Consider the following 23923-nt stretch of genomic DNA (forward strand, 5'->3'; position numbering starts at 1 on the left):
GAGAATAGGATCCCCTTTGGCAATAGATTTTAAATAAAATAGATGAATATCAAGTATAAAATGAACTAAACTACCAAACCAACGCGGTTGCGCCCCAAGTTAGACCCCCGCCGAAACCAACCAGCACAAGGCGATCGCCTTCTGTTAGTCTGCCTTGCTCAGCAGCTTCTGCGAGCGCTACGGGAATGGAGGCTGCCGACATATTGCCGTATTTATCGAGATTAATCATACATTTATCTGCGGTCATTTCCAGTCGGTTTAAGGAAGCTTGAATAATCCTCATGTTTGCTTGATGCGGAACTAGCAAATCAATATCCGATTTGTCCCAGCCTGCTTTGTTCAGAACTTCATCTGCTGCGTTCCCCATAATCCGCACCGCGAATTTGAAAACTTCAGCTCCAGCCATGTAGATGTAATGCATACGTTGATCGATCGATGTTTGTGAAGCAGGATTGCGTGATCCCCCGCCCTCAATTTTGAGCAGCGGCCCGCCTGTGCCGTCAGCACCAAGCTCAAAGGACTTGAAGCCTCTTTCTTCTGGTACTTCGCCAATCACAACGGCTCCAGCACCATCACCGAACAAAATGCACGTGTTCCGGTCAGTATAATCTGTAATCTTGGATAAACAATCTGCACCAATGACAAGGGCATATTTATAAGTTCCGGTTGCAATGAAGTTAGATGCATTAGCCAGTCCATATACGAAACCTGAGCATGCCGCGGATAAATCAAATGCCGCTGCTTTTTTGGCTCCCAGCTTCTCTTGTAGGATGCAAGCCGTTGATGGGAAAGCCATATCCGGCGTAATAGTGGAAACGACAATCAGATCAAGTTGGTCTGCCGTAATGCCGGCATTGGCCAGTGCGATCAATGATGCTTCGTAACAAAGATCGGACGTTGCTTGTCCTTCAGCGGCGATCCTTCTTTCACGGATGCCTGTTCTTGTGACGATCCACTCATCGTTCGTCTCAACCATCGTTTCCAATTCTTGATTCGTTAATATGCGTTCAGGTACATATTTCCCTGTACCAAGCACCCCAACTGGTATTAGGTTCATGTTGTAATATCTCTCTTCCCATGGCTTATTTCGGCAGATATCGTGCCAACCAAATCATTTTGCAAAGCTATTCTAGCTTGGCGAACCGCATTTTTAATGGCATTTGCATCGGAGGAACCATGGCTCTTCAGGACCAATCCATCTATCCCCAAGAATGGTGCCGCTCCATGCTCGTTATAGTCCAACTTCTTACGGAAATTGGTAAGACCTGGTTTCAAAACCGCTGCTGCCACCTTGGTAAATATCGACTTCGTAAATTCCTGTTTCAGTGCGGAGAAAATGGCTGATGCCGCACCCTCCAGCGATTTCAGCATAATATTCCCGGCAAACCCGTCGCATACGATAACATCGCATTTAGCGCGGAGAACCTGAGAAGATTCGACATTTCCTACAAAATGAATAGGTCCTTGCTCCATTAAAGGATATGCCGTTTTGGTTAGTTCATTCCCTTTGGCAGCCTCTGTTCCTACGTTCAAAAGGCCTACGCGCGGCTTAGATATGCCATGCACTTTGGAACGGTAAATGCTGCCCATGATTGCATACTGGAGCAATTGCTCCGGCGTAGCATCCATATTCGCACCCAAATCGAGGGCCAGCACACCATTGCCATCCATTGTCGGGATCATAGGGGCCAGAGCCGGACGCTCAATGCCCGGGATTCTTCCAACCACGAGCAAGCCCGTCGTCATCAATGCGCCTGTATTTCCAGCGGAAATCATCGCTTCCGCTTCTTTCTCCCGTACTAGTTTACCCGCTACAACCATGGAGGCATCTTTTTTGCGCCGCACTGCTTTCACAGGCTCATCTTCCGCTTCAATGACTTCCTCCGTGTGACGGATACTTATATTTGCCGGTCTCTCTGTGAGATGGGCTTCAATTACAGCGCTGTTGCCGACCAAAATGATATGTACGTCCTTCCACTCTTTGGCCGCTGCTAAAGCACCCTCCACTACAATTTTCGGGGCATTATCGCCGCCCATGGCATCAATCGCGATCCGCATGCAGCTTGTCCTCCCTCTCTAGATGTTGCTCTTTCTTCGAATGAAAGATCACGAAATTACCTCGGAACACAGCCTCATCGCCAACGTAGGAAGACACTTCAACTCTTGCTTTCCCTTTGGAAACGGAACGCACATAGGCTTTGGCGATACATTTCTCTCCTAGCTTTACAGAACGTATAAACCGGATGTCTGCTGAGGCTGTCAAGGCGATTGGATCGTCGATAACGGCAACGGCCAGGGAGTTTGCTTGTGAGAATATATGATGTCCTCTTGCAATTTTGGTTCTTGAGAAAACATGATCTTCTTTAATTTCAAAAATCGAAATACCGCTTTGGTCCAGCTGTAAATCGATCACTTCACCAATGACTTCATCAATGGACAGTGAACGCACTTGATCGTACGTTTTGACAGCCATGTGTTTCATGCGTTCCCGCAGCTCAGGAATACCTAGTTCCAATCGGTCTAACCGGACGGTTTGGATGCTAACCTGAAACGTTCGCATCAGTTCCTCGTCAGTCATAAAAGGATTCGCTTCAATTGCTTGAAGCAATTGCTGCTGCCTTTGTCGTTTAGGAAGGCGTTCGATGGCTAGCACCACCTTATCTCGTGAGATCTCATCTTATTACCAGATACTAAACTGTAGTATATTAAATTTAGAACCAAAAAGAAAGCAAAAAAAATAGCACCTCACACTAGGATGAAGTACTATGCTTATTCTTATGCTTTTACGATCTCTCTACCTTTGTAAGTTCCGCAAGACTTGCACACGCGGTGTGCCAGCTTCAGTTCTCCACATTGTTCACATTTCACCATGCCTGGAACTTCCAATTTAAAGTGAGTACGGCGCTTGTCGCGACGAGTTTTGGACGTTCTCCTTTGAGGTACTGCCATATTCAAAACACCTCCTTCATCGAATTTCGGGCGTTGCCTTATTCTTTGTTAAAAAAGTCCGCGAGACCTGCAAGCCTAGGATCGATTTTCTCCTGCTTACAGCCGCAATCCTGGAGATTGCGATTTTCTCCACACACAGGACAGAGACCTTTGCACGCTTCGTCACAAAGTGGTATGTACGGTAAACCAACCACTACATTTTCTACAACGTACGGCTCTAAATCGACTTTATCTCCAACGACCAAATGAATGTCCTCGTCAAGTTCCGGGTCTTCTTCCTCTGGCTTTTGCATGAAGACTTCCTCAAAAGGAAGTTCGATTGTTTGATTCGTGTGCGTTAAGCATCGTGAACAGCTTAACTCCAAGTCTAGCGTTAACGTTCCGTTAACTTTGGCTACTCCATCTTCATGCGATGCAAGAAGATCGACACGCACAGGACCATGGCGAAGGATATCTTGACGTCCTTCAAAAGGAGCCGTCAAATTCATCTCTTCCGTCATATGGACCGGGTGTCCTTTCAGAGAAAGCTCTCTAAAACGAATCTGCATGTTATATCACCCCAAACAAACAAAGATTATTATATCCAGTTTGATTGCCTTTTGTCAATTATAAATCTATTTACTTTCATCCCAAAGAGCTTACTTCGGAGGCAGCGCCGCTAGATATTTCAGGGCGTCATCCATCGTGCCAATCTCGACAATTTTCATCTTCGTCTTAATTTGATTCGCTCTTTGGACAGCATCGGAGTAATTCGTAATTTTGGTCCCGTCTTTATACGTCACATCTTTGGGAGCAAAGAAGAAATCCGCCTTTTCCCGATCCGCGGCAATAATCTTATGTTGAATGCCTCCGATCGGACCCACGGTGCCATCTGTTTCAATGGTCCCTGTCCCTGCAATGCGATAGCCCTTAGTGATATCCTCTGGAACCAGTTGATTAAAAATCTCTAACGAGAACATCAAACCAGCCGAGGGCCCTCCGATCTCTCCAGCCTTAATCGACACCTGTTGATCTTCTTGATCTGCTTTGACTGATTGCATATCAGCCGGAACGACGCCAATACCCGCACGAGGTTCACCCGTTTCCCCTTGTTGCAGAGGAAGCGCTCCTAGCGCCAATGTTGCCTGCTGTTCCACCTTATTCCTAGCGTAGGTAACGGTGATGGATTCCCCGGCTTTCTTCCCTTTTAATGAATCAAGTAAATCTTGAGCCACTTTCACATCTTTCTCTCCAGCCTTCAGCAGCACATCACCAGGTTTGAGCACCTTCTCTCCCGACAAGCCTGGCAACGTCTGCAGCACCATAACACCCTCATGATTGATATGAAAAGGAACCTTCGCATGTGTGTACGCTGCTTGAATGGCACTCGCTTGCGAGGTCAGCATGACATATTCTTGGCGCTGTGTGTACTCTTGCTCGGACTCCCCTTTGCGCAAAACACTCGTTTTGGGCTGAATTTCTTCATAAGGGTGAACAAGACCAATGAGATAATTAATCATATTGGCATCGGCTACACGCACTGTCGTGAGCATCAACGTTCCCTTTTCCAAATCAGAGCCTTTAGGTATTGTCACCATCGGTTTAATTTCTTCCGCTGTTCCCGGCATGAAAATAAAGAATGGTAGTCGTACAAAAAACAACAAATAAATAATGACAATTCCGACAAGCGCCGAAACTAAATAACGCCTCGTCGACGATCTTCTCGGATATCCATAGGAATCATTAGACCACGTGTGAATTCGATTCTCTTCTTCGTTTTCCATGCAGGTTCCCCTTCCTGATGCCTACTACATGTAATGATTATCTTCCAATGGACAAGAATGAAAGCTTGGTCTAAACCTCTGTCTTTTAGCGTACAAATGAAGCATGTTAAAGGATGAGGTGAAACCATGCAGCCTTCAAAAGTAAGCTACACTCCCAAGCTGACGACGCTCGTACTGGGCTCTTTGACTGCCCTCGTAGTTGTGTCTATCATACTTTTCCCTGACAAAGCGTTTCAATCTTCGCTCGAGGGGCTTACGATTTGGTGGAAACTCGTCTTTCCTGCCTTGCTGCCATTTCTCATTATGATCGAGCTGTTGATTGGTTTTGGCGTCATTCAAGGGACAGGCGTACTGCTAGACCCACTCATGAGAGTGATATTCCGTTTGCCCGGAGTGGGCGGTTGGGCGTTAGCTTCAGGCCTCATTGTAGGATTTCCTAGCGGAGCCAAAATTACTGCCACCCTCAGCGAAAAAAAACTCATCTCGCGAGATGAGACCGAACGTCTAACCGCTTTATCCCACCTGTGCAGCCCTTTATTCTTAATCATGGTTGTGGGTATCGGCTTTCTGCACAGTGCAAAACTTGGTCTTATCCTTGCCATCGTTCATTATACGACTGCTATTGTCACCGGCTTCTTGATGCGATTTCCTAAAATATCTAAAGTGCCTGAGCAGCCTTCGGATGATCAAATGATTTCTGCGCCTAAATCAGCAGGCTCTATCTGGAAGATGGCCTTGTCAACAATGCGGCAAGCCTATCTGCACGATGGCCGAGCATTTGGCAAACTCCTTGGCGATGCAGTAATTTCCTCTGTTCAAACGTTAATGCTCATCGGCGGATATATGATGATTTTTTCCGTATTGATTAATGTCATTACCATTACCCGTCTTACAGAAGTCCTTGAGCCCTTGATTTCCTTCTTCTTGCGCTTTTTGAATGTCCACACCGATACATCAGCGCAATGGATTACGGGTCTGATGGAGATTCATCTCGGAGCCTATTCCTGGAGCCAAGCCCAAGGTGTCTCCTTACTTCCACAAATGGCGCTCATTAGCGCATTTCTTGGCTGGGGCGGCTTGTCCGCACATGCACAAGTTGCTGGCTTTCACCAAAAAACAGAAGCACGCTACCGCTTTTTCTTCCAGTCCCGTATCTTGCACGCCGTGCTTGCCTTTGTTGGTACCATCTTACTTTGGAAACCTGTACAGTTCCTTCTCATAGATACAGAACCAAGTTTTCTCTGGTTGGATCAAACATCAAACACGAACACACAATTCGCATCTCAGCTGAACGGAGGCTCGATATGGGCTTTATGGGGAGTTAACCTCTTTCAGTTCCTTCTTTTGATCATCACTATGCTTATCATTTCTTCTTTTATAAGCACTTTTCGAAAAAAAGCCCAATAGTTCGCTGCTGCTTTAAGCTTTCGGAAATTTATTTTGCAGCGCTATTTCTACTTCGGGAGGTACTAAATCTACAACCGGGCCATGAAAACGCGCAATTTCTTTGACGATACTGGAGCTCAGGTAGGAGTACTGGGGCTTCGAAGTCATAAAGAAAGTTTCCACATCCGAGTTGAGCTTGTGATTCGTTGACGCCATTTGAAGCTCATATTCAAAATCAGAAACAGCTCGAAGACCGCGCACAATCAACCTCACATTGCGGTGCTTCATATAATTCACCATTAAGTCTCTGAACCCATCCACCTCTACATTCGGGAGATCCTTCGTCACTGTTCGGATTAGCTCCATTCTTTCTTCCAATGTGAAAAGAGGGTTTTTGGACGTGTTATTCAGTACTGCAACAATGAGCTTATCAAACACCTTCGCTGCTCTATGTATAATATCAAGGTGGCCGTACGTCACCGGGTCAAAACTTCCCGGATATACAGCTACAGTAATGCCATGTTCTTGTTTCATCATGCTGTCATCTCCTCTCAAAAGCCTATTCATCCCCTACAGATTGCTTGTAAATCGTAACAGCGGTATCTCCATAGTCCGCTCTTCTTTGTTGCTGGAATCCGCCTATGACGTCGTCTAGAACATCCTTCGCGTCATGCTCCACTACAATCGTGGTGCTCGCCTCAACGATCGCTTGTGTCTCCATCGCATTGATCAGATCCACAATCACTTTCATTTTATATGGCGGGTCTAGAAAAACCAATTGGAACTGCTGCTCCCTTTTCGCTAACGCCTTCAGTGCCCGAGCGGCATCTGTCCGGTAAATCTCGGCTTGGTCCTTGAGCCCGGCTACTTGCAGATTATGCTGGATCGTATCGATGCTCTTCTTCTCAATATCAATGAAGACCGCTTTATCCATCCCGCGGCTCAGAGCCTCGATGCCTAACCCGCCCGTGCCTGCGAACAAATCGAGAACCTGCCCGCCATCAAAATAAGGGCCGATCATACTGAAGATCGCTTCTTTCACTTTATCCGTTGTTGGTCGCGTGCTGATACCGGGTACCGCCTTTAGCGACCTGCCTTTGGCACTGCCTGAAATCACTCTCATCTTGCGCTTTTCCCCTTCTGACTGGTTCATTCTTTTGCTATCGTACCACAAGCCCTATTCTGACACAAAAATTTTGTGCCTGCCATGTATAAATTTCCTGTAAAACGGTCATCCTTGAACTATCGACATCAGAGAATGTCGTAGACAACCGCGGAGAAGACTTACGTTTCCCCATAAGCTCTTCGTCCGGTTTCTCCTCTCCCATGAGACGGCCCGTAAAAGGGCCGTCGTATTAATTTATGGGACATTAATCTCAAACCCTTGTCATATAAAGGATTAGCCCGGATTACTGAAACTTAAAATGATGTATTATAGCATGCTATATTTTCACTTGGCTACCATTTGGCGACCAAATTCAAAAAAGTAAATCATATAACCCCTAAATTAAAGACAAAAGTCCAAGGAAATTATCCTCGGGCTTTTTGTTTCTTCATTATATAGTAGTGTAGTTTTTTTATAATCGGCCATTCCATCTTCTGTCCACTCATTACATAATTCTGTTTTAAGAACATCTCAGTATCCACTCCATTACCATCCCCCTGCTACTAGATTGGATTCTACTTCTTCAAACCAAATTCACCATACTTAGAGCGCATTATAACTCTATTTATGGTCAAAGTCTTGAGCCCGTAATTATTACTTAACACAATGCCAAAATAAAAAGCAAAGCAATTCTCTTGCTTATGACGGCCAGATGGATTAATTTTTGATTTTCTAAGACTTAATGTGTTTCGTCAGCCCAACTACAGCAATGAACTACCTAACGGATATCTACCACCCATCTAATAGCTAGATTTAAAGTCTAACGTAATGCAATATACATAATTAAATCCTTACGAATAAATAAGGAGCTCCGCCAAGTATCGCAGAGCTCCTTATTTATTCTTTTCCATCGAAGGTTTTGATTTGGGTGTAATGTAGTAAGAAGAAATAATTCTCCTATTGCTAAGAGAACCATCCAAATTAGCGGGGACTTTTTCGTCGATCACTGACACCAAGGTGCGTTTTAAGTGCATCTTGGAGAATGTGCGAATAATTTACGTTTTGCTCAGCAGCAAGATCATCAAGCCACTTCGGAATAGTCAGTGTCTTCTTAACGGCCTTATTTGCCATTTCATTACGGAATGGAGGCATCCATACTTCAATTAGTACAACGACTTGGTTCTCCTCAGAAGCGACATTTCGAGCCGATGTTGGTTTCGGAATCTCCTCGTCATCACGTTCCATGCCATAGAGATGCAGTGCTAAACACTCCTTAGACATACTTAGGGCTTCGTTGTCTGTATCGCCGCAAGTGATGGCGCCAGGCAAGTCAGGAAATGTTACGGTAATACCGTCATCTGCATAATCAAAGATCGCCGGAAACACGTACCGGTCTTTGTTCATTATATATAACCCACTCCTAACCTTATTAGTGTAATAACCAATTTATTATCTACTGCCCACTTAAAAAACTATTATATTAAATCCTTATAGGAAGGGGCTATTTAAGCCCCGCCTGCTTTAGGATGCTGTTTACTGTTCCAATAGGTAAATCCTTTTTTGGGTGAGGTACTGTTACTCTACCTTGTTTCGAGGGGTGCTTGAACTGATTATGACTGCCTGTTGTGTTGACCAAGTACCATCCTTCTGATTCGAGTACTTTTATTATATCCCTCGAAGACCAACTTGCCATCGCATCAACTTCCTTTCATAATTTAATTATAATACGTATAATAATACGTGTCAATAATTTTTATACGTATATTTACACGTACTAATAAAGTGTATCCTGAGCCGTTTCTTCCACTGAAATTAGGATATACTGTTGGAATAGAATACTACAAAAGAAAGTGGCAACTATTCTCTGATAGCTACCACTTTCTTTGATGTTATTTGATATGTTCTTTTAAGAAAATTGAAAATTTGTTTTTCTACAAATTGAAATAATATACCAGAAACTTTCCTACCACTAATCCTGTGAAGATCTACGTTCCTAAAAATTTTTGATTAAAACCTGTCACTCCTCCGATTAAAAGTCTGAAAAAGAATCCAGTAAGTTTTTAATAATTCACGTGAATTACCTTTATTCTGATTGACAAAATTGTGTTGTTACTTATCACACAGTAATATTATTTTAATTTTAACATCCCAATAGTTTGGTGATATCCTTCTGTAATTTCTTCAATAATTTTTTCTTCAACATCTTCTCTTTTAAATGCTGCTTGCTTCTTCCTTGAACTATCAAGTCCTTTTTCAGCTTCAGTGGAATTTGCGTTATAGGACTCTTTCACATTTATCGCGAAGCTAAGAATTTCGTACTGGTTAAACAATTCTAATAACTTAGGTCTCATCAAGCCTTTATTAGCATTTCTAAAAATAGTAATGAAGTCTTCAGCATCCAAACCATACTCCATATCTTCCAATTTTTTCAACTCTCTATCCGTTAGGGTCCTCTTCTCAGGATCAGCGTACAATCTTGTATGAATTGCTCCTTTTCTTGCGTGAGCAGCCACTAATGTTATTAACCGATTATGAGGGATTTCTCTTTCAGGGTATAGTTCTGAGTACATTCTTTGTTTAACAATTAATCCAAACAAAGGTGCGTACACTTCATCTAATCTTCTTATATATATTTCTCTATTTTTCTCATACAAGTATTTTCTAATCGCTATGGTGGCACCAATCCCAGCAGCTATAGCTCCAAGTAAAGTGACCCCAACTGTAGCTACTCGCACAACAAGATCAAGGTTCCACTCCCAATTATTCATTATTATTTACCCCCAACATATAATCACATTTTTTAAAACAAATCATCATTTATTTTCTGTATCTTCATCTCTTTCTATTTTTTCAATTATATTTTCCACATTAGTAAGAAGAGTATTAACATTTTCAATATCGGATTTTGCTTCGGTTGTTATGATGTTAAGTTCATTTCTAATACGGTCAATTTCAATAATAATTTTTTCCAATGATTTTTCATTACTACATAAAGCATCAGTCGAAATCTTAAGTACTAAATTCATTTTTTCTTTAGCTTTCAATCCAATCAATAAAATTACTATTCCTATCCCACAAACTCCCAAGAATTCACTTATTTTAATTTTTACACTAGAATCATCTGAAAAAGGTAAGAACGGAATAACAACAAGTGATATAGCAGCAAAGTTCAATGTATTTGCTGAAATAAAAGACCAAAACCTTCTTAACCACTTATTACTATCAACATTCTTATCAAAAATGAAATCGAATAAATCGTACAAAATAAAAAAGAATCCTGAAAACGTTACAGCTAATAAAAATTTCTCATTCAATACAGACAAATCCAATAATCTGTAAAAAGCTAAAATGATTAATGCCATTCCATAATAAATGACAAACCAAGATCCGTTGTTCAAAATAAAACACTCTCCTAATTTTTGTAATATAAGATAATGTATCATATATTATAAAAATAAAAACCTACCCCAAAAGGAATAGGCTTCTCATTTTTGCTTCTTCAATTTTATCCTTAGCTCGTTCCAAAACCTCTCCTATTATTTATTTATTATTTATTTATGCATAAATCATTCAATCATCTGTCCACTCTTTGAATAATTCAGCTTTAAGAACGTCTCTATAAGCAATCCATTCCCACTCCCCCGCTCCGCTAGAAGTCTCAACTATGTCAAATCGAAATTCACCATGCTTACTGCGTGCTACGATGCCGGTAACTGATCGAGTTTTAAATTCTTCATACAATGTTAGTACAAGTGGCTTTTTATACATCTGGGACAAACTCAGCATCTCTGAAATACTTTGAATTTCTTGCTCATCTCGTATAGGCCGCGAAATTCGTTGATTTTCTTTTCGACTTTTAATCGCGGCTTCTTTATGCTGCGGAAGCATCATGCGACTAGACTCCCAAAGTCCGTTAAGTTCTAATTTTTTACTCATTTATAGTGACCTCCAATTTTGCCTACTCTATCAGCTGCTAGTCCGGCTTTCATTAAACTTGAAGCCCTAATAATAGCCGTGTTGCCAAACCGATCTTTGATACCATCCAATACACCATCTAGCTTTCTCAGCTTAATTACGTCCTCAAAGAGGTCCAACTGTGTGATTTCCTCATCATCAAGAGAACCTAGTGTGACACCAACTTTGCGTACTGGATGACCATTCCAATTCCGATGAAATATCTCACGAACTGATCCGAATACTTTCAGTGTATTGTTCGTGGCAAAAGGCATTTTCCTCTGTTGACTAAATCCAGTAGGAGCATCGTACGGTGAGCACATACAGAATACATGAATAGTTCCGCTCGTATAACCCTTTTTTCGTGCATCACGGCACACTTCCTCCGTTAATTCCAGAAGCACAATATCTACCTCTTCTGCTGTAGTATAATCTCTTGGCAAGGTCATTCCGTGACCAATTGATTTCGGAGCTACATTGAATGTTCCTGGCGTGACTGGACTATCATCGAGACCATTAGCTGTACGCCACATGACCTCGGCCTGAATATCTGACTGTTTACCAAAGCGTGCTTGGAACTTCTGCTTGAGAACATGCAACGGCGTCCTTGCAACGTGACCGATTGTGGTCATGCCAAGATTAACAAAATGTCTCGTCATACGCGACCCAACCCCGTACATCTTATCTACACTTAGAGGCCATAACACACGTTCTACATCTTCTTTACCAAGTGTGAAAATGCCATTCTGGTTTTTCTTTGCGAAATTGTCCGTTGCTTGCTTAGCAAGGATTTTAGTAGGGCCGATGCCAACACGAATGCGTACATTCATTGATGCCGCGACCTTTTTTTGAATCATTACTGCCAGTTCTTCTGCATTACAGCGTAAATGATTGAGCGAGCCTGTCACGTCCAGAAACTGCTCATCAATCGAAAATACTTCCACAAGGTCTTTGTACTGTTTGTAAATATCCGTAATCGCAAGAGATACATCAATATAGCGTTGCATGTGGGGCCGCATTACAATTACATTCGGACATAACTGTAGTGCTTCTCCAAGCCTCTGTGCTGTACTAATACCAAAGCTCTTGGCTATTGGACAAGCAGCTAGAATAATTCCTGATCTCCTAGCTGGATCTCCGGCCACCACAACCGGGAGGTTTTCTAAGCCAGGATGAGAAGCTTTTTCGACGCTAGCGTAAAAAGATTGGCAATCCGAGAGGTAAATAGTACGCTCACTTTTTTCTCTCAATACCATTTACAACGACCTCCGCATTCTCATTAATGTAGTCATGAGTTCAGCCTTAATCAAACTTCGTAGCATTGTAAAATGGTGGATGTATCCGCGAACTTTATATTCAACATTTATGCCTAAAGCAGTGGTTGACGTGTTCAACACTTTAATGTCTCGTTTTTTCATTTTACTCTTAATTTTTTGTATTTCAGGATAAATTGTGTGCTCAACCTCTTTTAAATAAAACAGAATATGACTATATACAATTTTATCTTTGTGGACCTTGAGTTCTTCAGAATCTCTTGCCAACATATCCAGCAAAATAGGAAGCAATGTAAATTCTTTGATTAATTGAACATCTTCGTCAGCCTCAACATTTGTCATGACACTCATTTAATCACCTCAAAATAAGAACATTTGTTTGTGTTTTATATTATATATCGAACACGCATTCGCTATTCAAGTTATTTTTAATGAATATTTAAAGACCCCACCAAGCTATAGAGCCCGTGGGAAAACTCATCAAAATCTAGTTCACGATTCGCCTTAGTGAAACCTATATAAACGTATCGGGTTCATCTTAAATTAACTTACTTTTGAGGGTAGTATTCATTGGAAATAGAATAGTGATTGCAGTACTAAAATGAAAAAAGCTGGGATAACTAATTTTCTTTGAGTCTCTAACCTAATACCTTTAATGTATTTTACAATTTTTGTGTCTTTGTTTTATTATTTGGTTATTTTTTTCGAGAAGTTGGTTAATCTAAAATCGAATTAAAACCGGGAGGTTGTTGAAATGGAAGTTGCATTTATTGACGGAATGAATCTTGGAGTCGGATACAATACGGCAACATTAGATATCCATCCAGTTCCTGTATTCGATAACGTTACTACCGCTAGTGAGCTACCTGCTACTGGGCAAAGTGTTTTATTTAGAGCTGAACTTGCAAGTAGTACACTAAGTCTTAGTGAACAATTGAAAGTATCGGCTAGAGCATCCATGAAGTTTGGTTTATTTGCAAGTGGTTCAGTCAGTGCTAACTTTGTTAATTCGTTTAAACAGAACAGTTACACGATTTATGTTATTGTGCAAACCAGCGTGTTAAATGCAACTACCGAATTGGATATGTCTAAAATAAAGTTCCGTCCTGAAATATCTCAACAATATAAAAACGATCCTGATACTTTTATTAGAAATTTTGGAGATTCGTTTGTATATGGGGTGAAAACAGGTGGTGAGTTTATAGGAGTATTAGAGATTGAAAGCGACACAACTGAGCATTTTAATGAGATCAAAACTAAACTAAGTGGAAAAGGAACATCTGGCTGGATAAGTGGAAGTATGAAGGCTTCATTTGAACAGACCCTTAGTGAAATCAAAAGCTCCTATAGTATGAAAGCGACTATATCGAAACTTGGTGGTAATGGTATTGTATTGTCTAAAGTCACACCGGATGAACTTATCAAAGAGGCTTTAGAATTTCCTGAGAAGGTAGCTGGAAATAAAGGATTTCCATTTGGAGCTCTGGTCATACCGTACAATAATATTCCAATTTCACCACTTCCGCCTCTTGATGTGTCAATTCAATTATCTACATTAGAGCAATTAGGTTCTCTAAGACAAAGATTTATTAAATTTCAAAACGATTTAACATTTGCAATCGATCATCCAAATCAATTTGCGAATTTGGATGTCAAATTAATAAATGAACAATTTAATCTTATTAGTAATGAGGTATCAAAAATTAATCAAACCGCATTATCTTGTATTGCAAATAAGACTAGTTGCTTAATACCGCAAATTGACATGTCTTTGTTAACCGAACCACCAAAAATGACTCCGACTGATCCAGATAATTTGGGCACACGATGGGTGCAGGAAGTAGAATCGGGGAATGTAATTTGGATTCGGCGCCCAGGCACAAGTATCTTCGATGCTACTTGGAAATGGATTGGTGATCCTTTCAAAGCGGTTATGACAGTAACTCGCACAGGAAATAAAGTAACGATTGAACGCACACATGCTAGTGATAGTAATAATTGTATTTTGACAGGAACTATATCAGATGATGGAAAAACTGTTGCTGGAAAGTTTCAATGTGACAGACACACAAATGGAGTGCCACATGATTGGAGTGCCACTATTTATTACGACTAAATGACAGATAACAGAATGACCAACCAAACGTATTTTGGATTTGCTTGGAGTTCAAAAAAGGTGAATACTGCATATCTTGGATTGGTTAGCAATCAAAAATGGGAAAGCGCTAGAACTCACTACATTAGAGGATAATGGTACAACTTGTGGGTTTCTTGATGAAAATGAAGTAGTCCACTGATAATATTAAATTTAAAAGCAAAAAATGAAATATGAAATTAGAAAAGGCCTTCGCGATTGCGAGGGCTTTTCTGCTCTTTGTAGATACCGATGCAATTTAGTTTTATACATTAATTCCCGTGCTTCAAATTAGGCATCATTTTGTATGGTAAAAAATACATAGACCTGTTAAACTAAATTACGACAAAATATTTAGCAAAAACTTCAACCGATGGAGAATATTTCTAAGGGTAGGCGGATCATCGTGAGTGTTGTAATGAATGTGAATGCAGGGCAACAAAATGAACAAATAGAACTAAATTCCTATTTCGATGGCGGACTTCTTCAGTACATAGGTTGGAGCATCTTAGGTACTTTGGTAACACTGATAACGTTTGGAATTTGCTACCCTTGGAGTTTGACCATGATTTATAAATGGAAAATTGAACATACCGTTGTGAACGGCAGAAGGCTTCAATTTGACGGTACTGCAATGGGTTTGTTCGGGAATTGGATTAAATGGTGGTTACTGACTTTTATTACGCTTGGCATTTATAGCTTTTGGCTTTTTATTGCTTTGGAGAAGTGGAAGACGAAGCATACAACGTTTAGATAATAAAGGGGTTGATCCTTTGAAATTTGGATTACGAGCGCCTAGTCTAAAGAAACGAATTGCTGCGCGAACAAGCCTGAAGAGACAGGTCGTTCATCGATTGGGCATAAAAATGCCGCGTGGTTACGGATGGGATTCCTTATTATCCTAAAACACTTAGTGATAAATGGGGTGACTTTATTAAGCGAAACCCAAAATTAAAATACATCAGGTTTCACGACCTTCGCCATACCTCCGCCACGCTTCTAATCAATCAGGGTGTTCATCCAAAAATTATTTCTAGCCGATTAGGCCATTCCAAAATTGCAACAACAATGGATGTGTACGGACATGCTATTCAGTCTGCTGACTTTACGGCGGCGAGTAAGTTTGACTCGTTCTTTGATTCCAACATTAAATAATTGCAAGTATCTTCTTAAAATTCTTACCTATTAGTACAATATCGAAATCCCAAGACAACGGTTTATTTACAACAAGAGCCAGTCGAAGAAATACCACAGTTCTAGACTGGTCCTTTATTGTATTGAACTTACTTTCCCCTAGAGCCAAACATCTTTCTCCTTAGTATCGTAAGATCATAATTATTTGCCAACAAAAAGATTTCAGTTAAATAACCCCTTTAGTATGTGAACACTCATTAGCCTTTTCTAGTACCCTAACAATGATCTCAATGGTGGAATTTGATTAACTAGGAAACCTAAAACACCTGCCAATCCTATACTACCTAAAATCAAATTTCTTATACTCCCTTTCATTTTAACTCTCTCAATTCCATCACCAAGTTCAAAAGATGCAACTGGAAATAAAAAACCTTTCATCTTTTCATATAATGAGTAAACAATTATCGAAATAATAATTATCCCCCAAGTATCTATTGACTTATAGATATTTAGTAATACTAAAATATATGTTAGGCACATGAATAATAAGAAGAATCCAATCATTGAGCTGATAAAATTCCCAGCACCAATGAAACTATACCACGGCCTTAAACTCATTAGAAAACTTTCGACTTGACCTGAGTAAAAATCCACATTCCTTTCATCCCCACTAACTCTATAACTTATAGAGCGAAAATCGTAGTTAGAAAACGTAATTGATATGCGGTCTGTCAAATAAGGTGTACTTACTTCAATCCTTTTGTATTGCTTTTCTTTTCGATTGGGGAATTTTAACAAATCATCTAATGATGTGAAAACAATTGAAGTACCATCAATACAATCAACGTCATAAGTTATATCTTCAGATACATTTTTCATTATTGCTTCTAATTCCTTGAATTTTCTCTCATTTATCACATATGCTATTCTTAAATCTTTATTTTTAGTTGTATTCACAAATTCCTCCCGTGTATCAAAAAGTATAAGTGACTTCTTATTATAACAAGGATGAAAAGAATGCAACAAGTAAATTTTGTAAGGTTTTGCCCATTTTATCAGCAAAACCCCAGAGCTAATAAATTCTTAGCGACCATTTGGCGACCAAAAAACAATTTGGCGACAAGAATGGAACAAATAAAAACAAATAATCGTACTAACTTCTTAAATAAATCAGGCTTTTTCAGAGCATAACGGTTATATCAAGAGTGTCGAAACTCCTCTCCCATGAGACGGCCCGTAAAAGGGCCGTCGTATTAATTTACAACGATAAAATAGCTGAAAGCCTTGATATAATGGCTTTCAGCTTTCTTTATTTTCGCGCCATGTTCCTAACAAAGGTTTTTCTGCTACTGTGCACCAATCGTGCACCGATACATTTCCAAGTCAATGCAAACTATATTTAATGAAGCAAAACAAAATTAGTGAAGCAAACCGAAAAAGCCTTCCTGTGATGAGACCACTGAAAAACTTACTATTTTTTCTTCGGCGGTAAGATCAAAATCAAAAAATGGCATCCACTCCATTTCTTTATGGGTATGTAGCACCCCTCTTTCAGCCGACAGTGCTTGTATAACTCAACTGTTCCTTGGCAAGAAGTCGGGTTGGTGGCTAACATTAAATGGCTTTCTAATATTTTATGTATGTCGTAAATCAGTTACTTCATATTTCTGTCTACAGAAACAAAAAAGTGGAAGGCACTTCTTATCGTATTCGTGATATGCATGGCTATAATTTTAATCTCCTCTCTATTACAATAACGTTTATATTGAGAAACAGCCTATCCCGAATGGAATAGGTTGCTTTATTTTGTTTCCTGACTGAAATTGTTCTATTCTTGTAAATAAAGTTTTTCTATTTTACTATCCACAAATAGAGTCACAATCAAACTAACACCAAAAAACGTATAAGCCAAAAAGTTTGAAAAGTTAAACTCTTTTATAATAAATATCGTTAGTCCAAGTATTCCTACCTGCACTAAGGAACTAATTATTAAATATTTTACAGAGATATTTTGAGAGAAAATCTTAGATAGATAATTTCTAGTAAAAATAGCTAAATATATAATTACAAATATCAATAAATAATTCATAATAATCTCCTATTATCAATACCAATTCCTACCTTATATTCATGATTGTAGCATAGAGCGTACATTCATATACTAAAGAAATTAAAAACCTATCATACAAGAAAAAGGCTGTTCTGCAAGTCCTCTGATATTTTTTCTGAGCCCGCATCACATATACCTCTACACTTCCTTTACTAACCCCAAGCATTCCAGCAATCTCACTAAACGAAAAGCACTCGTTGACCCCTCCCTTGGTTGGACTTTCACCAACCAGATAATGCGTGCCTCTGGGCACGCCCAACAAAAAAAGAGAGTCAAATCGACTCTCTCAATTAATCACTACTACTACCGCCTCCGCTATCACCGCCCCCTCCACTGTCGCTTCCTCCTCCGCTGGAGGAATCATTGTGGTGATGGTGATTATGGTGGTGGTCATGATGAGTATGGCTATGGTTGTTATGATGATTATGATGATTGTGGTGATGACGATTAATATCATGATCAGAAGAATTATTATTAAAGAAATTAGAGTTATGATTGTGATGATGGGTAGAGCTACCTCTTCTATTCTTATTGGTAAACATGCCAATTAAACAACAAATAACGAATATAACGATCATAATAACAATAAAATTCATCGAATCAGTCCCTTCAATTATTTGTTACAAATATTTCTATTCTTCACAAATAATTAAAAGTCCTCTAAAATTGATCCTTCTATTGTCACTCCAAATTTCTTGATCGGTTTTTTGTGCCGATTCTCCTGATCTTAACGAAAATATTAACATCTAAGTTTATGTCTGCGTACTGACGCTGCCACGCTTCTTTTGTCTTGACCTGCTTGTTCCAATAACCAGGCTGTGTAGCACGCACATACTCACCGAAACCAAAAATGTCGCTACCATCCATCTGGGTTTGCTGAATGAATTTTTCAAAACCTTGCTTGGCATCTCTTTGGATTTTGACCTCCAACTTTTTAAGAATTTCATCGGTAACGCTGAAGCGTTCGTCTGATTTTTCCTCTAAATCCCCTTCCATTTGACAATTTATTTTGACGTGTACGTTTCCATTTTGGATGGTTGTGGTTATTCTCGATGTCCGATGTGTCGCTTTAAATATAACCCTTGTGCCACCGGGTAATTCATGCATAACACTATACCCGCCAGGGTTAATCTCTTTAATCGACATATAATGGCCGATCTGCAGGGCTGTCGAAGTGCCCACCATTTTATCGTCCCGAAAATAAGCCAATCCAGAGATTTCAATGTTCGATGCTTTCTTTAACTCCAAGTAGGGAATTGATCCTTCCTGCCCTTTCGCTGAGGATTGACTAAAAAATACTCCCAAAAAATTGTTAGGGAGTTTCCCCATTTCTCTGGCATCGTCTAAAGTGGCGAGCAAGTATAGTGCAGGCACCCTTTCCAATTGCGGCATGGCATGCATGATCTCTGCTGCCTCTCCTTTTGAGACAACCATCCAAACAGTTCTTCGAACTTGCGGCTGACGTCGAAAGAAATCATTCTCATTCTGAATCCCTTTTTTGGCGATAGCCTCCGATAGCACGATGACCCTTAAATGACCATAGAACAACTGATCTGCGAGCTGCTGCTGTAAATTCATTAAACAATCCTCAATGGTATATCCAACACTGGATAGTACCCAAATAGGTTTTTCTCTGGAAGGGCTGCTCGCACCGAGCGGAATCCTTCCGGGAACAGCAATCTGGACCGTAATCCGGAGTAATCCCTTATTTGTCCTAGGATTCAGTTTGAGAATATGCGTTGCATTGCTGGTTTCCTTCTCATCGCCAGGTTTTGCTTCATCGATTCCAATCGCTAAAACGACAGCACGATCTTCAATTTCTAGGCGATCCCAGCATCCCGAAAGCAAAGGAACAATCAACAGAAATACAAGAATCTGTTTACTCAGATTTTGCAACAAGTTGATCACCCCGACTTTTTCGAATCATCTCACTTTTCCAAACATTCCCTTCAAAATATTTTTATCCAAATTTATGTTTCTATGCATATTATAAAAAATTGAAAATCAGGCTACCTCTTCTCGTTATAATAGAACTGGCTCTCCCGCAATCATTCATAAAAATCCACTTAAAGGGCAAACTAACGACCATTCCCAGTATGTGAGGTGCGTGGTCTGCTATGAATCAAATCATTCAGAATATGGATTTTAGTAAAGGCTGGTGGTATTCAGCCATTCTTGGTGTTTTCCTGTTATTGTTCATCGTTTTTATGCCCAAAAGATTAAACATGCCAGAGATCTATCTCACTTTTGGTGTAATCGCTGGACTTGTTTGGGTTATCGATACTATATTTTCCGTTTGGCTTGATTTGTTTGACGTTGGTAGCCCTAATAAACGCGGTATCCCTGAGTTCTTCATGTACACTATTATTCCTCCAAGTTTTGCTGTTATTTATCTAAACGTTTATCATGAATACAAAAAACTTCTCTACACCATACTTTTTACAGCTGTATCAGAGCTCGCCGAGTGGCTAGCTGTCGCTGTTGGGATAATGACATTAAAGCATTGGAACCCCTTGTACTCGATACCTGTTTATTTGGTTGTATACTATTTCTATTTGCCTTTTCATTTGCGTGTTATGAAACGAACTTCGAAATCTGAGCATTGATCGTTGATGAAAGCTGTTCATCAGATGAAAAAAGCCCATGGGAATTTACCCTCGGGCTTATTGTTTCTATATATGACTTACGTTCTCGCGGACTGGCTTTTTAAGCACTATTATTCCCTTAAAGAATCCCACTAACAATCGGCAAAACAACTTCCACTATAGTCCCTTTCCCAACTTCACTCTCAATTCGCATAGTCCCGTTATGATTTTGGATGATCCTCATTGAAACCATTAATCCTAACCCTGTTCCTGTTTCTTTGGTCGTAAAAAAAGGATTTCCAATCTTGGATATTTCATTTTGTGGGATTCCATGTCCTGTGTCATGAATTCGAATATGAATTTCATCGTTTTTTTGCTTGGCTTCTATGGTCACTTGTCCGCCTTTAGGCATGGATTCAATAGCATTCTTTAAAACATTGATGAATACTTGATTGATGCTGCGTTGACACTGGATAAGCGGTAAATTGGCATCCAACTCTTTATTGATTTGAACGTTGTAAAGGTTGGCTTGTCCTTCAAATAATCGTGTAACATGATTTAATTCATGTACCACATCCCTTAATTCCGATGCCTCAGTTGAAGGTTTAGCTAACACTAAAAGCTCACTTACAATTTCATTGATTCGATCAATTTCTGATATCATGACTTCATTGCGTAATTTCTTTATGCCTTCAATATCCTCTTTCACGTATAACTGCATAAATCCTCGCAAACTAGTCAAAGGATTTCTAATTTCATGAGCGATTCCAGCTGCAAGCTCGCCTACTAAGGAAAGTTTCTCGGATCTACGGATTAATTCTTCAGACTGTATCCGTTCTGTTATATCACGACCCATACTGATAACATGTTGAATCTCTCCTGCAGCATTTCTTATTCTTTTGGAGTGTGCTTCTTGCCAGATATAATGACCACTCTTATGCCGAACACGATAAACAAATATTCTGCTATCCGAGTTTTCATAATAACCGTACTTTAACCAGTTAGACTTCAAATCTTCTTGATGCCAATAATCATAGGCAAATGTTCCGATAAGTTCATCTGGCTCATATCCGAGTTGGTTACGTATAGCTGGCGAGACATATGAGATCATTCCGTCCGGCGTTAAACGCAAAATAACATCCTGTGAATGTTCGGAAATAAGATTGTGCAGTTCTTCAATCCTCTTGAACTCTTCTTCCTTCTTTTTTTGTTCTGTTATATCTACAACTTGGGAGATGAGTATGCTATTAGCATTGACTCCCTGTTGGTTCTTAACGATAGTAACATGTAGAAGCCCCCACACAATGGCCCCGGATCTATGAATGTACCTTTTTTCTAATTGGTAAGCGTCTCTTTCACCTTGCACCACTTGACGCCACAATTCCTGATCAGCTTCTAAATCTTCAGGATGGGTAACAGATGGAACACCCCGATTTATTAATTCACTTTCGCTATATCCTAACATTTTGCAAAAAGATGAATTAACCTTGAAAAGGCTTCCATCATAAGACAAAAAAGCCACTCCAATTGGAGATTTTTCAAATGCATGTAAGAGAAGACTATGGTCATTGAAGTTAGTTAGCATCCGATCCTCCGTGTAAAGCAGTACGTAAAAAACCTAACAAAGGCATTATAACAGCAATTTTCAATCCGTTGTATAGATGTTTTTACAAAAGTACATCTCTAAGACGCTTTGTGCAATATCTGACGAAAATAATTTTTGATTTTGAATGCATAAGAATTCCTTCCACTCCAAATGATATAAATACACCAAGAAAAGGAGTGATTTTTTCCATGGCAAACAATAGCACATTAGTTGTTCCTCAAGCAAAAGCAGCTTTAAATCAAATGAAATTTGAAGTGGCTCAACAATTGGGAATACCTTTACAACCAGATGGTTACAATGGAAATCTCGCGACTCGCGATGCAGGCTCTATTGGTGGCAGCATTACGAAAAGACTGGTACAAATGGCTGAGCAGCAGCTTCAAGGTTTTCAACGTTAAGTTTTTGATGGAAAAGTAAGCTTGCAAAAAAGACTTCTAGCCACCTAGCCTCCTCCAGGTGTAATGAAGTCTTTTTATTTTGGTACTAACTAACAGTAAATTGGAGATGTTACAGAATGACACAAAAGAGTGAGCACGAATCTAAAGAAGCAACAAATGACCTTAGTCAGAATACTGCAATAGATGGCTTTCATACAACAGATGAAGGTAAAAGTATGAATGACCGCATCAAAGCAGAAACAACGCCTGAGACGTGCCGTGCAAGTTTAGATGGAAATTAATTAGGCACGAACTTCGATAACTAAAATAAAGCTGACTGCTCAGCAGCCAGCTCTACTTATTGCTTAATTTCCGTAACGCACATTTAGCCAGTGTACGCCAGTAGGAACCTGCCTCTCATTCTCGCCCTGTATCTCAATGACATCAACGTTGGATATTTGACTCATTTTCTGTAAATCGCCTACATATGCCGTGCCCTCTAATTCCGTAACTTCGAACTTCTTAAATCCAGACTCTTTCAGGTTCATCAATGAAATTACTTCCATTCCAGTATCATACCAACTCACCGTATACTCTTCCCCATTCTCTTTAATCCCTGAAGCATAAATTTGAGAAAGATTCAAGTTATACTCTTTGGCTAGCAAATCTGGTCTGGTGAATCCGTTATTTTTAAATGTCACAGCAAATTGAACCTTACTCTGGTCAGAAGCAAATTTCAATCTTTGAGCATTTTCGCGTTTATAAGATTCTAGCTTTTCTTTGGAATCAATCAAAGCGTAGCTCTTCACTTTATTAACATCTGCAGCCGCTTCTTCTTCCGCTGTATATTGCTTGAAGGGACTATCAAACGATTCAGGAAGGTAAATTTCCCTATATTTCTTATTGATGGGTTCTGCTTTATCGAACGTAATGCGTGCAATTTCATCGTCGGTTTTAGATAGGTCATTTAGAGTTCCGTTGGGTTGAGAATATCTTTGCATAGAACGTAATGATACTTGAGAATCGCTATCTGCTGTATGCAGCCATGCTGTATAGAATACATATGGTTTATCTGCGACTAAATGAGTAGTGTTTTGAATGGATAATTTAATCTCTTCCCCTTCAGCATAGGTGGCAAGCTTTCTTGTAAATTTTGCACCAGGTGCGTTGGTTAACATAAGCTTCGACCTTAGTTCATCAGAACCGGTTACTTTGTACGATAAGGCAGGAAAAAATTGTTTAGAAGCATTGTTGCTTTGAAACAATTTTAATTGATCAGCACTCCATTGGACCGTGCTCGTAGTCATAAACAGTTTATTCTCGATCTTCTTAGCTTCCACTATTCTACTAGTTGGGTAGTCCCAGTTCGTATCTGAATTAGCATAAACCGATGTACACAACAATACATTAGCAGCAATAATCAAAATTGATACTATCTTGTTCTTTGAAGACATAATTCCCTCCCCTCCCTCTAGCCATACTAACATAATTAACATTTATTTTCCAACATTTAACATTATTTTCTTTCTTTTGCGCTTAGATTTCC

General features: G+C 39.8%; 29 protein-coding genes. 9 read left to right on the plus strand and 20 right to left on the minus strand.

Features of this window, described 5'->3' with window-relative positions; translation table 11 throughout:
- Nucleotides 1–70: 70 nt before the first annotated feature.
- The 6 genes from ACKTT9_RS23015 to ACKTT9_RS23040 form a co-directional block, all read right to left on the minus strand.
- Complete coding sequence (locus ACKTT9_RS23015; protein WP_407867773.1) at nucleotides 71–1057, minus strand: beta-ketoacyl-ACP synthase III; 987 nt, start codon at nucleotides 1055–1057, stop codon at nucleotides 71–73.
- Entirely contained in the window at nucleotides 1054–2058 is a 1005-nt protein-coding gene (gene plsX / locus ACKTT9_RS23020; RefSeq protein ID WP_407867774.1) for a phosphate acyltransferase PlsX, read from the minus strand. Before plsX ends, ACKTT9_RS23015 begins: the two co-directional genes overlap by 4 nt.
- On the minus strand, nucleotides 2042–2656 hold the full coding sequence (gene fapR / locus ACKTT9_RS23025; RefSeq protein ID WP_164819829.1) for a transcription factor FapR: 615 nt from the start codon (nucleotides 2654–2656) through the stop codon (nucleotides 2042–2044). Before fapR ends, plsX begins: the two co-directional genes overlap by 17 nt.
- Before the next feature lie 119 nt (nucleotides 2657–2775).
- Nucleotides 2776–2949, minus strand: coding sequence for a 50S ribosomal protein L32 (rpmF, locus tag ACKTT9_RS23030; RefSeq protein ID WP_029195321.1), 174 nt, complete (start codon nucleotides 2947–2949; stop codon nucleotides 2776–2778).
- A 38-nt stretch (nucleotides 2950–2987) separates the two neighbouring features.
- On the minus strand, nucleotides 2988–3497 hold the full coding sequence (locus tag ACKTT9_RS23035; protein WP_127458419.1) for a DUF177 domain-containing protein: 510 nt from the start codon (nucleotides 3495–3497) through the stop codon (nucleotides 2988–2990).
- Between the two features lie 90 nt (nucleotides 3498–3587).
- The gene (locus ACKTT9_RS23040) at nucleotides 3588–4712 is read right to left on the minus strand and encodes a SepM family pheromone-processing serine protease (protein ID WP_407867775.1); all 1125 of its coding nucleotides are present in this window, start codon (nucleotides 4710–4712) and stop codon (nucleotides 3588–3590) included.
- Between the two features lie 126 nt (nucleotides 4713–4838).
- Here ACKTT9_RS23040 and ACKTT9_RS23045 point away from each other — a divergent pair, with 126 nt between their 5' ends.
- Nucleotides 4839–6119 (plus strand): nucleoside recognition domain-containing protein, encoded by a 1281-nt coding sequence (locus ACKTT9_RS23045; RefSeq protein WP_407867776.1) that lies wholly within the window; start codon nucleotides 4839–4841, stop codon nucleotides 6117–6119.
- A 12-nt stretch (nucleotides 6120–6131) separates the two neighbouring features.
- On the opposite strand, the gene coaD is transcribed toward ACKTT9_RS23045, so the two are convergent.
- The 9 genes from coaD to ACKTT9_RS23090 form a co-directional block, all read right to left on the minus strand.
- A complete protein-coding gene (gene coaD, locus ACKTT9_RS23050; RefSeq protein WP_407867777.1) occupies nucleotides 6132–6635 on the minus strand; it encodes a pantetheine-phosphate adenylyltransferase in 504 nt (167 codons plus the stop codon).
- A 22-nt stretch (nucleotides 6636–6657) separates the two neighbouring features.
- Nucleotides 6658–7221, minus strand: a complete 564-nt coding sequence (rsmD, locus tag ACKTT9_RS23055; RefSeq protein ID WP_407867778.1) for a 16S rRNA (guanine(966)-N(2))-methyltransferase RsmD — start codon at nucleotides 7219–7221, stop codon at nucleotides 6658–6660.
- 963 nt (nucleotides 7222–8184) lie between these two features.
- Complete coding sequence (locus tag ACKTT9_RS23060) at nucleotides 8185–8607, minus strand: type II toxin-antitoxin system HicB family antitoxin (RefSeq protein ID WP_407867779.1); 423 nt, start codon at nucleotides 8605–8607, stop codon at nucleotides 8185–8187.
- A 97-nt stretch (nucleotides 8608–8704) separates the two neighbouring features.
- Nucleotides 8705–8896, minus strand: coding sequence for a type II toxin-antitoxin system HicA family toxin (locus tag ACKTT9_RS23065; RefSeq protein ID WP_407867780.1), 192 nt, complete (start codon nucleotides 8894–8896; stop codon nucleotides 8705–8707).
- A 436-nt stretch (nucleotides 8897–9332) separates the two neighbouring features.
- Nucleotides 9333–9971 carry a hypothetical protein gene (locus ACKTT9_RS23070; RefSeq protein ID WP_407867781.1) on the minus strand — a complete coding sequence of 213 codons (639 nt, stop codon included), beginning with the start codon at nucleotides 9969–9971 and terminating at the stop codon, nucleotides 9333–9335.
- 45 nt (nucleotides 9972–10016) lie between these two features.
- Nucleotides 10017–10601: a hypothetical protein gene (locus ACKTT9_RS23075; protein ID WP_407867782.1), complete on the minus strand. Its 585-nt coding sequence runs from the start codon at nucleotides 10599–10601 to the stop codon at nucleotides 10017–10019.
- A gap of 172 nt (nucleotides 10602–10773) precedes the next feature.
- Nucleotides 10774–11139 carry a YolD-like family protein gene (locus ACKTT9_RS23080; RefSeq protein ID WP_407867783.1) on the minus strand — a complete coding sequence of 122 codons (366 nt, stop codon included), beginning with the start codon at nucleotides 11137–11139 and terminating at the stop codon, nucleotides 10774–10776.
- On the minus strand, nucleotides 11136–12407 hold the full coding sequence (locus ACKTT9_RS23085) for a DNA polymerase IV (RefSeq protein WP_407873096.1): 1272 nt from the start codon (nucleotides 12405–12407) through the stop codon (nucleotides 11136–11138). Before ACKTT9_RS23085 ends, ACKTT9_RS23080 begins: the two co-directional genes overlap by 4 nt.
- A gap of 6 nt (nucleotides 12408–12413) precedes the next feature.
- A complete protein-coding gene (locus tag ACKTT9_RS23090; RefSeq protein ID WP_407867784.1) occupies nucleotides 12414–12782 on the minus strand; it encodes a hypothetical protein in 369 nt (122 codons plus the stop codon).
- Nucleotides 12783–13185: 403 nt separating this feature from the next.
- Here ACKTT9_RS23090 and ACKTT9_RS23095 point away from each other — a divergent pair, with 403 nt between their 5' ends.
- The 3 genes from ACKTT9_RS23095 (at nucleotide 13186) to ACKTT9_RS23105 (ending at nucleotide 15720) form a co-directional block, all read left to right on the plus strand.
- The gene (locus ACKTT9_RS23095; protein ID WP_407867785.1) at nucleotides 13186–14547 is read left to right on the plus strand and encodes a hypothetical protein; all 1362 of its coding nucleotides are present in this window, start codon (nucleotides 13186–13188) and stop codon (nucleotides 14545–14547) included.
- Nucleotides 14548–14983: 436 nt separating this feature from the next.
- Nucleotides 14984–15322 (plus strand): hypothetical protein, encoded by a 339-nt coding sequence (locus ACKTT9_RS23100; RefSeq protein ID WP_407873097.1) that lies wholly within the window; start codon nucleotides 14984–14986, stop codon nucleotides 15320–15322.
- Nucleotides 15323–15438: 116 nt separating this feature from the next.
- The gene (locus ACKTT9_RS23105; protein ID WP_407867786.1) at nucleotides 15439–15720 is read left to right on the plus strand and encodes a tyrosine-type recombinase/integrase; all 282 of its coding nucleotides are present in this window, start codon (nucleotides 15439–15441) and stop codon (nucleotides 15718–15720) included.
- A gap of 246 nt (nucleotides 15721–15966) precedes the next feature.
- On the opposite strand, the gene ACKTT9_RS23110 is transcribed toward ACKTT9_RS23105, so the two are convergent.
- Complete coding sequence (locus tag ACKTT9_RS23110) at nucleotides 15967–16656, minus strand: hypothetical protein (RefSeq protein ID WP_407867787.1); 690 nt, start codon at nucleotides 16654–16656, stop codon at nucleotides 15967–15969.
- Nucleotides 16657–16716: 60 nt separating this feature from the next.
- Between ACKTT9_RS23110 and ACKTT9_RS23115 the strand changes: the two genes are divergently transcribed.
- Nucleotides 16717–16890: a hypothetical protein gene (locus tag ACKTT9_RS23115; RefSeq protein WP_407867788.1), complete on the plus strand. Its 174-nt coding sequence runs from the start codon at nucleotides 16717–16719 to the stop codon at nucleotides 16888–16890.
- Nucleotides 16891–17527: 637 nt separating this feature from the next.
- Here ACKTT9_RS23115 and ACKTT9_RS23120 read toward each other — a convergent pair.
- The gene (locus ACKTT9_RS23120) at nucleotides 17528–17788 is read right to left on the minus strand and encodes a hypothetical protein (RefSeq protein ID WP_407867789.1); all 261 of its coding nucleotides are present in this window, start codon (nucleotides 17786–17788) and stop codon (nucleotides 17528–17530) included.
- A gap of 386 nt (nucleotides 17789–18174) precedes the next feature.
- On the opposite strand from ACKTT9_RS23120, the gene ACKTT9_RS23125 reads away from it, so the two are divergent.
- Nucleotides 18175–18360 carry a hypothetical protein gene (locus tag ACKTT9_RS23125; RefSeq protein ID WP_407867790.1) on the plus strand — a complete coding sequence of 62 codons (186 nt, stop codon included), beginning with the start codon at nucleotides 18175–18177 and terminating at the stop codon, nucleotides 18358–18360.
- A gap of 130 nt (nucleotides 18361–18490) precedes the next feature.
- Here the strand turns inward: ACKTT9_RS23125 and ACKTT9_RS23130 are convergent, their stop codons facing one another.
- Nucleotides 18491–19708 (minus strand): Ger(x)C family spore germination protein, encoded by a 1218-nt coding sequence (locus tag ACKTT9_RS23130; RefSeq protein WP_407867791.1) that lies wholly within the window; start codon nucleotides 19706–19708, stop codon nucleotides 18491–18493.
- Nucleotides 19709–19926: 218 nt separating this feature from the next.
- On the opposite strand from ACKTT9_RS23130, the gene ACKTT9_RS23135 reads away from it, so the two are divergent.
- Nucleotides 19927–20415, plus strand: a complete 489-nt coding sequence (locus ACKTT9_RS23135) for a hypothetical protein (protein WP_407867792.1) — start codon at nucleotides 19927–19929, stop codon at nucleotides 20413–20415.
- Between the two features lie 118 nt (nucleotides 20416–20533).
- Here the strand turns inward: ACKTT9_RS23135 and ACKTT9_RS23140 are convergent, their stop codons facing one another.
- The gene (locus tag ACKTT9_RS23140) at nucleotides 20534–21979 is read right to left on the minus strand and encodes a PAS domain S-box protein (protein ID WP_407867793.1); all 1446 of its coding nucleotides are present in this window, start codon (nucleotides 21977–21979) and stop codon (nucleotides 20534–20536) included.
- Nucleotides 21980–22188: 209 nt separating this feature from the next.
- Between ACKTT9_RS23140 and ACKTT9_RS23145 the strand changes: the two genes are divergently transcribed.
- Nucleotides 22189–22398 carry an alpha/beta-type small acid-soluble spore protein gene (locus tag ACKTT9_RS23145; protein WP_127452259.1) on the plus strand — a complete coding sequence of 70 codons (210 nt, stop codon included), beginning with the start codon at nucleotides 22189–22191 and terminating at the stop codon, nucleotides 22396–22398.
- Nucleotides 22399–22514: 116 nt separating this feature from the next.
- Nucleotides 22515–22679: a hypothetical protein gene (locus ACKTT9_RS23150; protein ID WP_407867794.1), complete on the plus strand. Its 165-nt coding sequence runs from the start codon at nucleotides 22515–22517 to the stop codon at nucleotides 22677–22679.
- A gap of 63 nt (nucleotides 22680–22742) precedes the next feature.
- Here the strand turns inward: ACKTT9_RS23150 and ACKTT9_RS23155 are convergent, their stop codons facing one another.
- Nucleotides 22743–23831: a hypothetical protein gene (locus tag ACKTT9_RS23155; RefSeq protein ID WP_407867795.1), complete on the minus strand. Its 1089-nt coding sequence runs from the start codon at nucleotides 23829–23831 to the stop codon at nucleotides 22743–22745.
- Nucleotides 23832–23923: the final 92 nt, after the last annotated feature.

The sequence above is a fragment of the Paenibacillus sp. P36 genome, from assembly GCF_045866505.1.
GTDB lineage: Bacteria > Bacillota > Bacilli > Paenibacillales > NBRC-103111 > Paenibacillus_E > Paenibacillus_E chondroitinus.

Coding starts and splice junctions, on each gene's coding strand:
- ACKTT9_RS23045 (WP_407867776.1), top strand. CDS start 4,839: ATGCAGCCTTCAAAAGTAAGCTACACTCCCAAGCTGACGACGCTCGTA.
- ACKTT9_RS23100 (WP_407873097.1), top strand. CDS start 14,984: ATGAATGTGAATGCAGGGCAACAAAATGAACAAATAGAACTAAATTCC.
- ACKTT9_RS23035 (WP_127458419.1), bottom strand. CDS start 3,497: ATGCAGATTCGTTTTAGAGAGCTTTCTCTGAAAGGACACCCGGTCCAT.
- coaD (WP_407867777.1), bottom strand. CDS start 6,635: ATGATGAAACAAGAACATGGCATTACTGTAGCTGTATATCCGGGAAGT.
- ACKTT9_RS23145 (WP_127452259.1), top strand. CDS start 22,189: ATGGCAAACAATAGCACATTAGTTGTTCCTCAAGCAAAAGCAGCTTTA.
- ACKTT9_RS23135 (WP_407867792.1), top strand. CDS start 19,927: ATGAATCAAATCATTCAGAATATGGATTTTAGTAAAGGCTGGTGGTAT.
- ACKTT9_RS23120 (WP_407867789.1), bottom strand. CDS start 17,788: ATGAATTATTTATTGATATTTGTAATTATATATTTAGCTATTTTTACT.
- ACKTT9_RS23040 (WP_407867775.1), bottom strand. CDS start 4,712: ATGGAAAACGAAGAAGAGAATCGAATTCACACGTGGTCTAATGATTCC.
- plsX (WP_407867774.1), bottom strand. CDS start 2,058: ATGCGGATCGCGATTGATGCCATGGGCGGCGATAATGCCCCGAAAATT.
- ACKTT9_RS23015 (WP_407867773.1), bottom strand. CDS start 1,057: ATGAACCTAATACCAGTTGGGGTGCTTGGTACAGGGAAATATGTACCT.
- ACKTT9_RS23155 (WP_407867795.1), bottom strand. CDS start 23,831: ATGTCTTCAAAGAACAAGATAGTATCAATTTTGATTATTGCTGCTAAT.
- ACKTT9_RS23150 (WP_407867794.1), top strand. CDS start 22,515: ATGACACAAAAGAGTGAGCACGAATCTAAAGAAGCAACAAATGACCTT.
- ACKTT9_RS23070 (WP_407867781.1), bottom strand. CDS start 9,971: ATGAATAATTGGGAGTGGAACCTTGATCTTGTTGTGCGAGTAGCTACA.
- ACKTT9_RS23090 (WP_407867784.1), bottom strand. CDS start 12,782: ATGAGTGTCATGACAAATGTTGAGGCTGACGAAGATGTTCAATTAATC.
- ACKTT9_RS23095 (WP_407867785.1), top strand. CDS start 13,186: ATGGAAGTTGCATTTATTGACGGAATGAATCTTGGAGTCGGATACAAT.
- ACKTT9_RS23115 (WP_407867788.1), top strand. CDS start 16,717: ATGCAACAAGTAAATTTTGTAAGGTTTTGCCCATTTTATCAGCAAAAC.
- ACKTT9_RS23060 (WP_407867779.1), bottom strand. CDS start 8,607: ATGAACAAAGACCGGTACGTGTTTCCGGCGATCTTTGATTATGCAGAT.
- rpmF (WP_029195321.1), bottom strand. CDS start 2,949: ATGGCAGTACCTCAAAGGAGAACGTCCAAAACTCGTCGCGACAAGCGC.
- ACKTT9_RS23065 (WP_407867780.1), bottom strand. CDS start 8,896: ATGGCAAGTTGGTCTTCGAGGGATATAATAAAAGTACTCGAATCAGAA.
- rsmD (WP_407867778.1), bottom strand. CDS start 7,221: ATGAGAGTGATTTCAGGCAGTGCCAAAGGCAGGTCGCTAAAGGCGGTA.
- ACKTT9_RS23140 (WP_407867793.1), bottom strand. CDS start 21,979: ATGCTAACTAACTTCAATGACCATAGTCTTCTCTTACATGCATTTGAA.
- ACKTT9_RS23080 (WP_407867783.1), bottom strand. CDS start 11,139: ATGAGTAAAAAATTAGAACTTAACGGACTTTGGGAGTCTAGTCGCATG.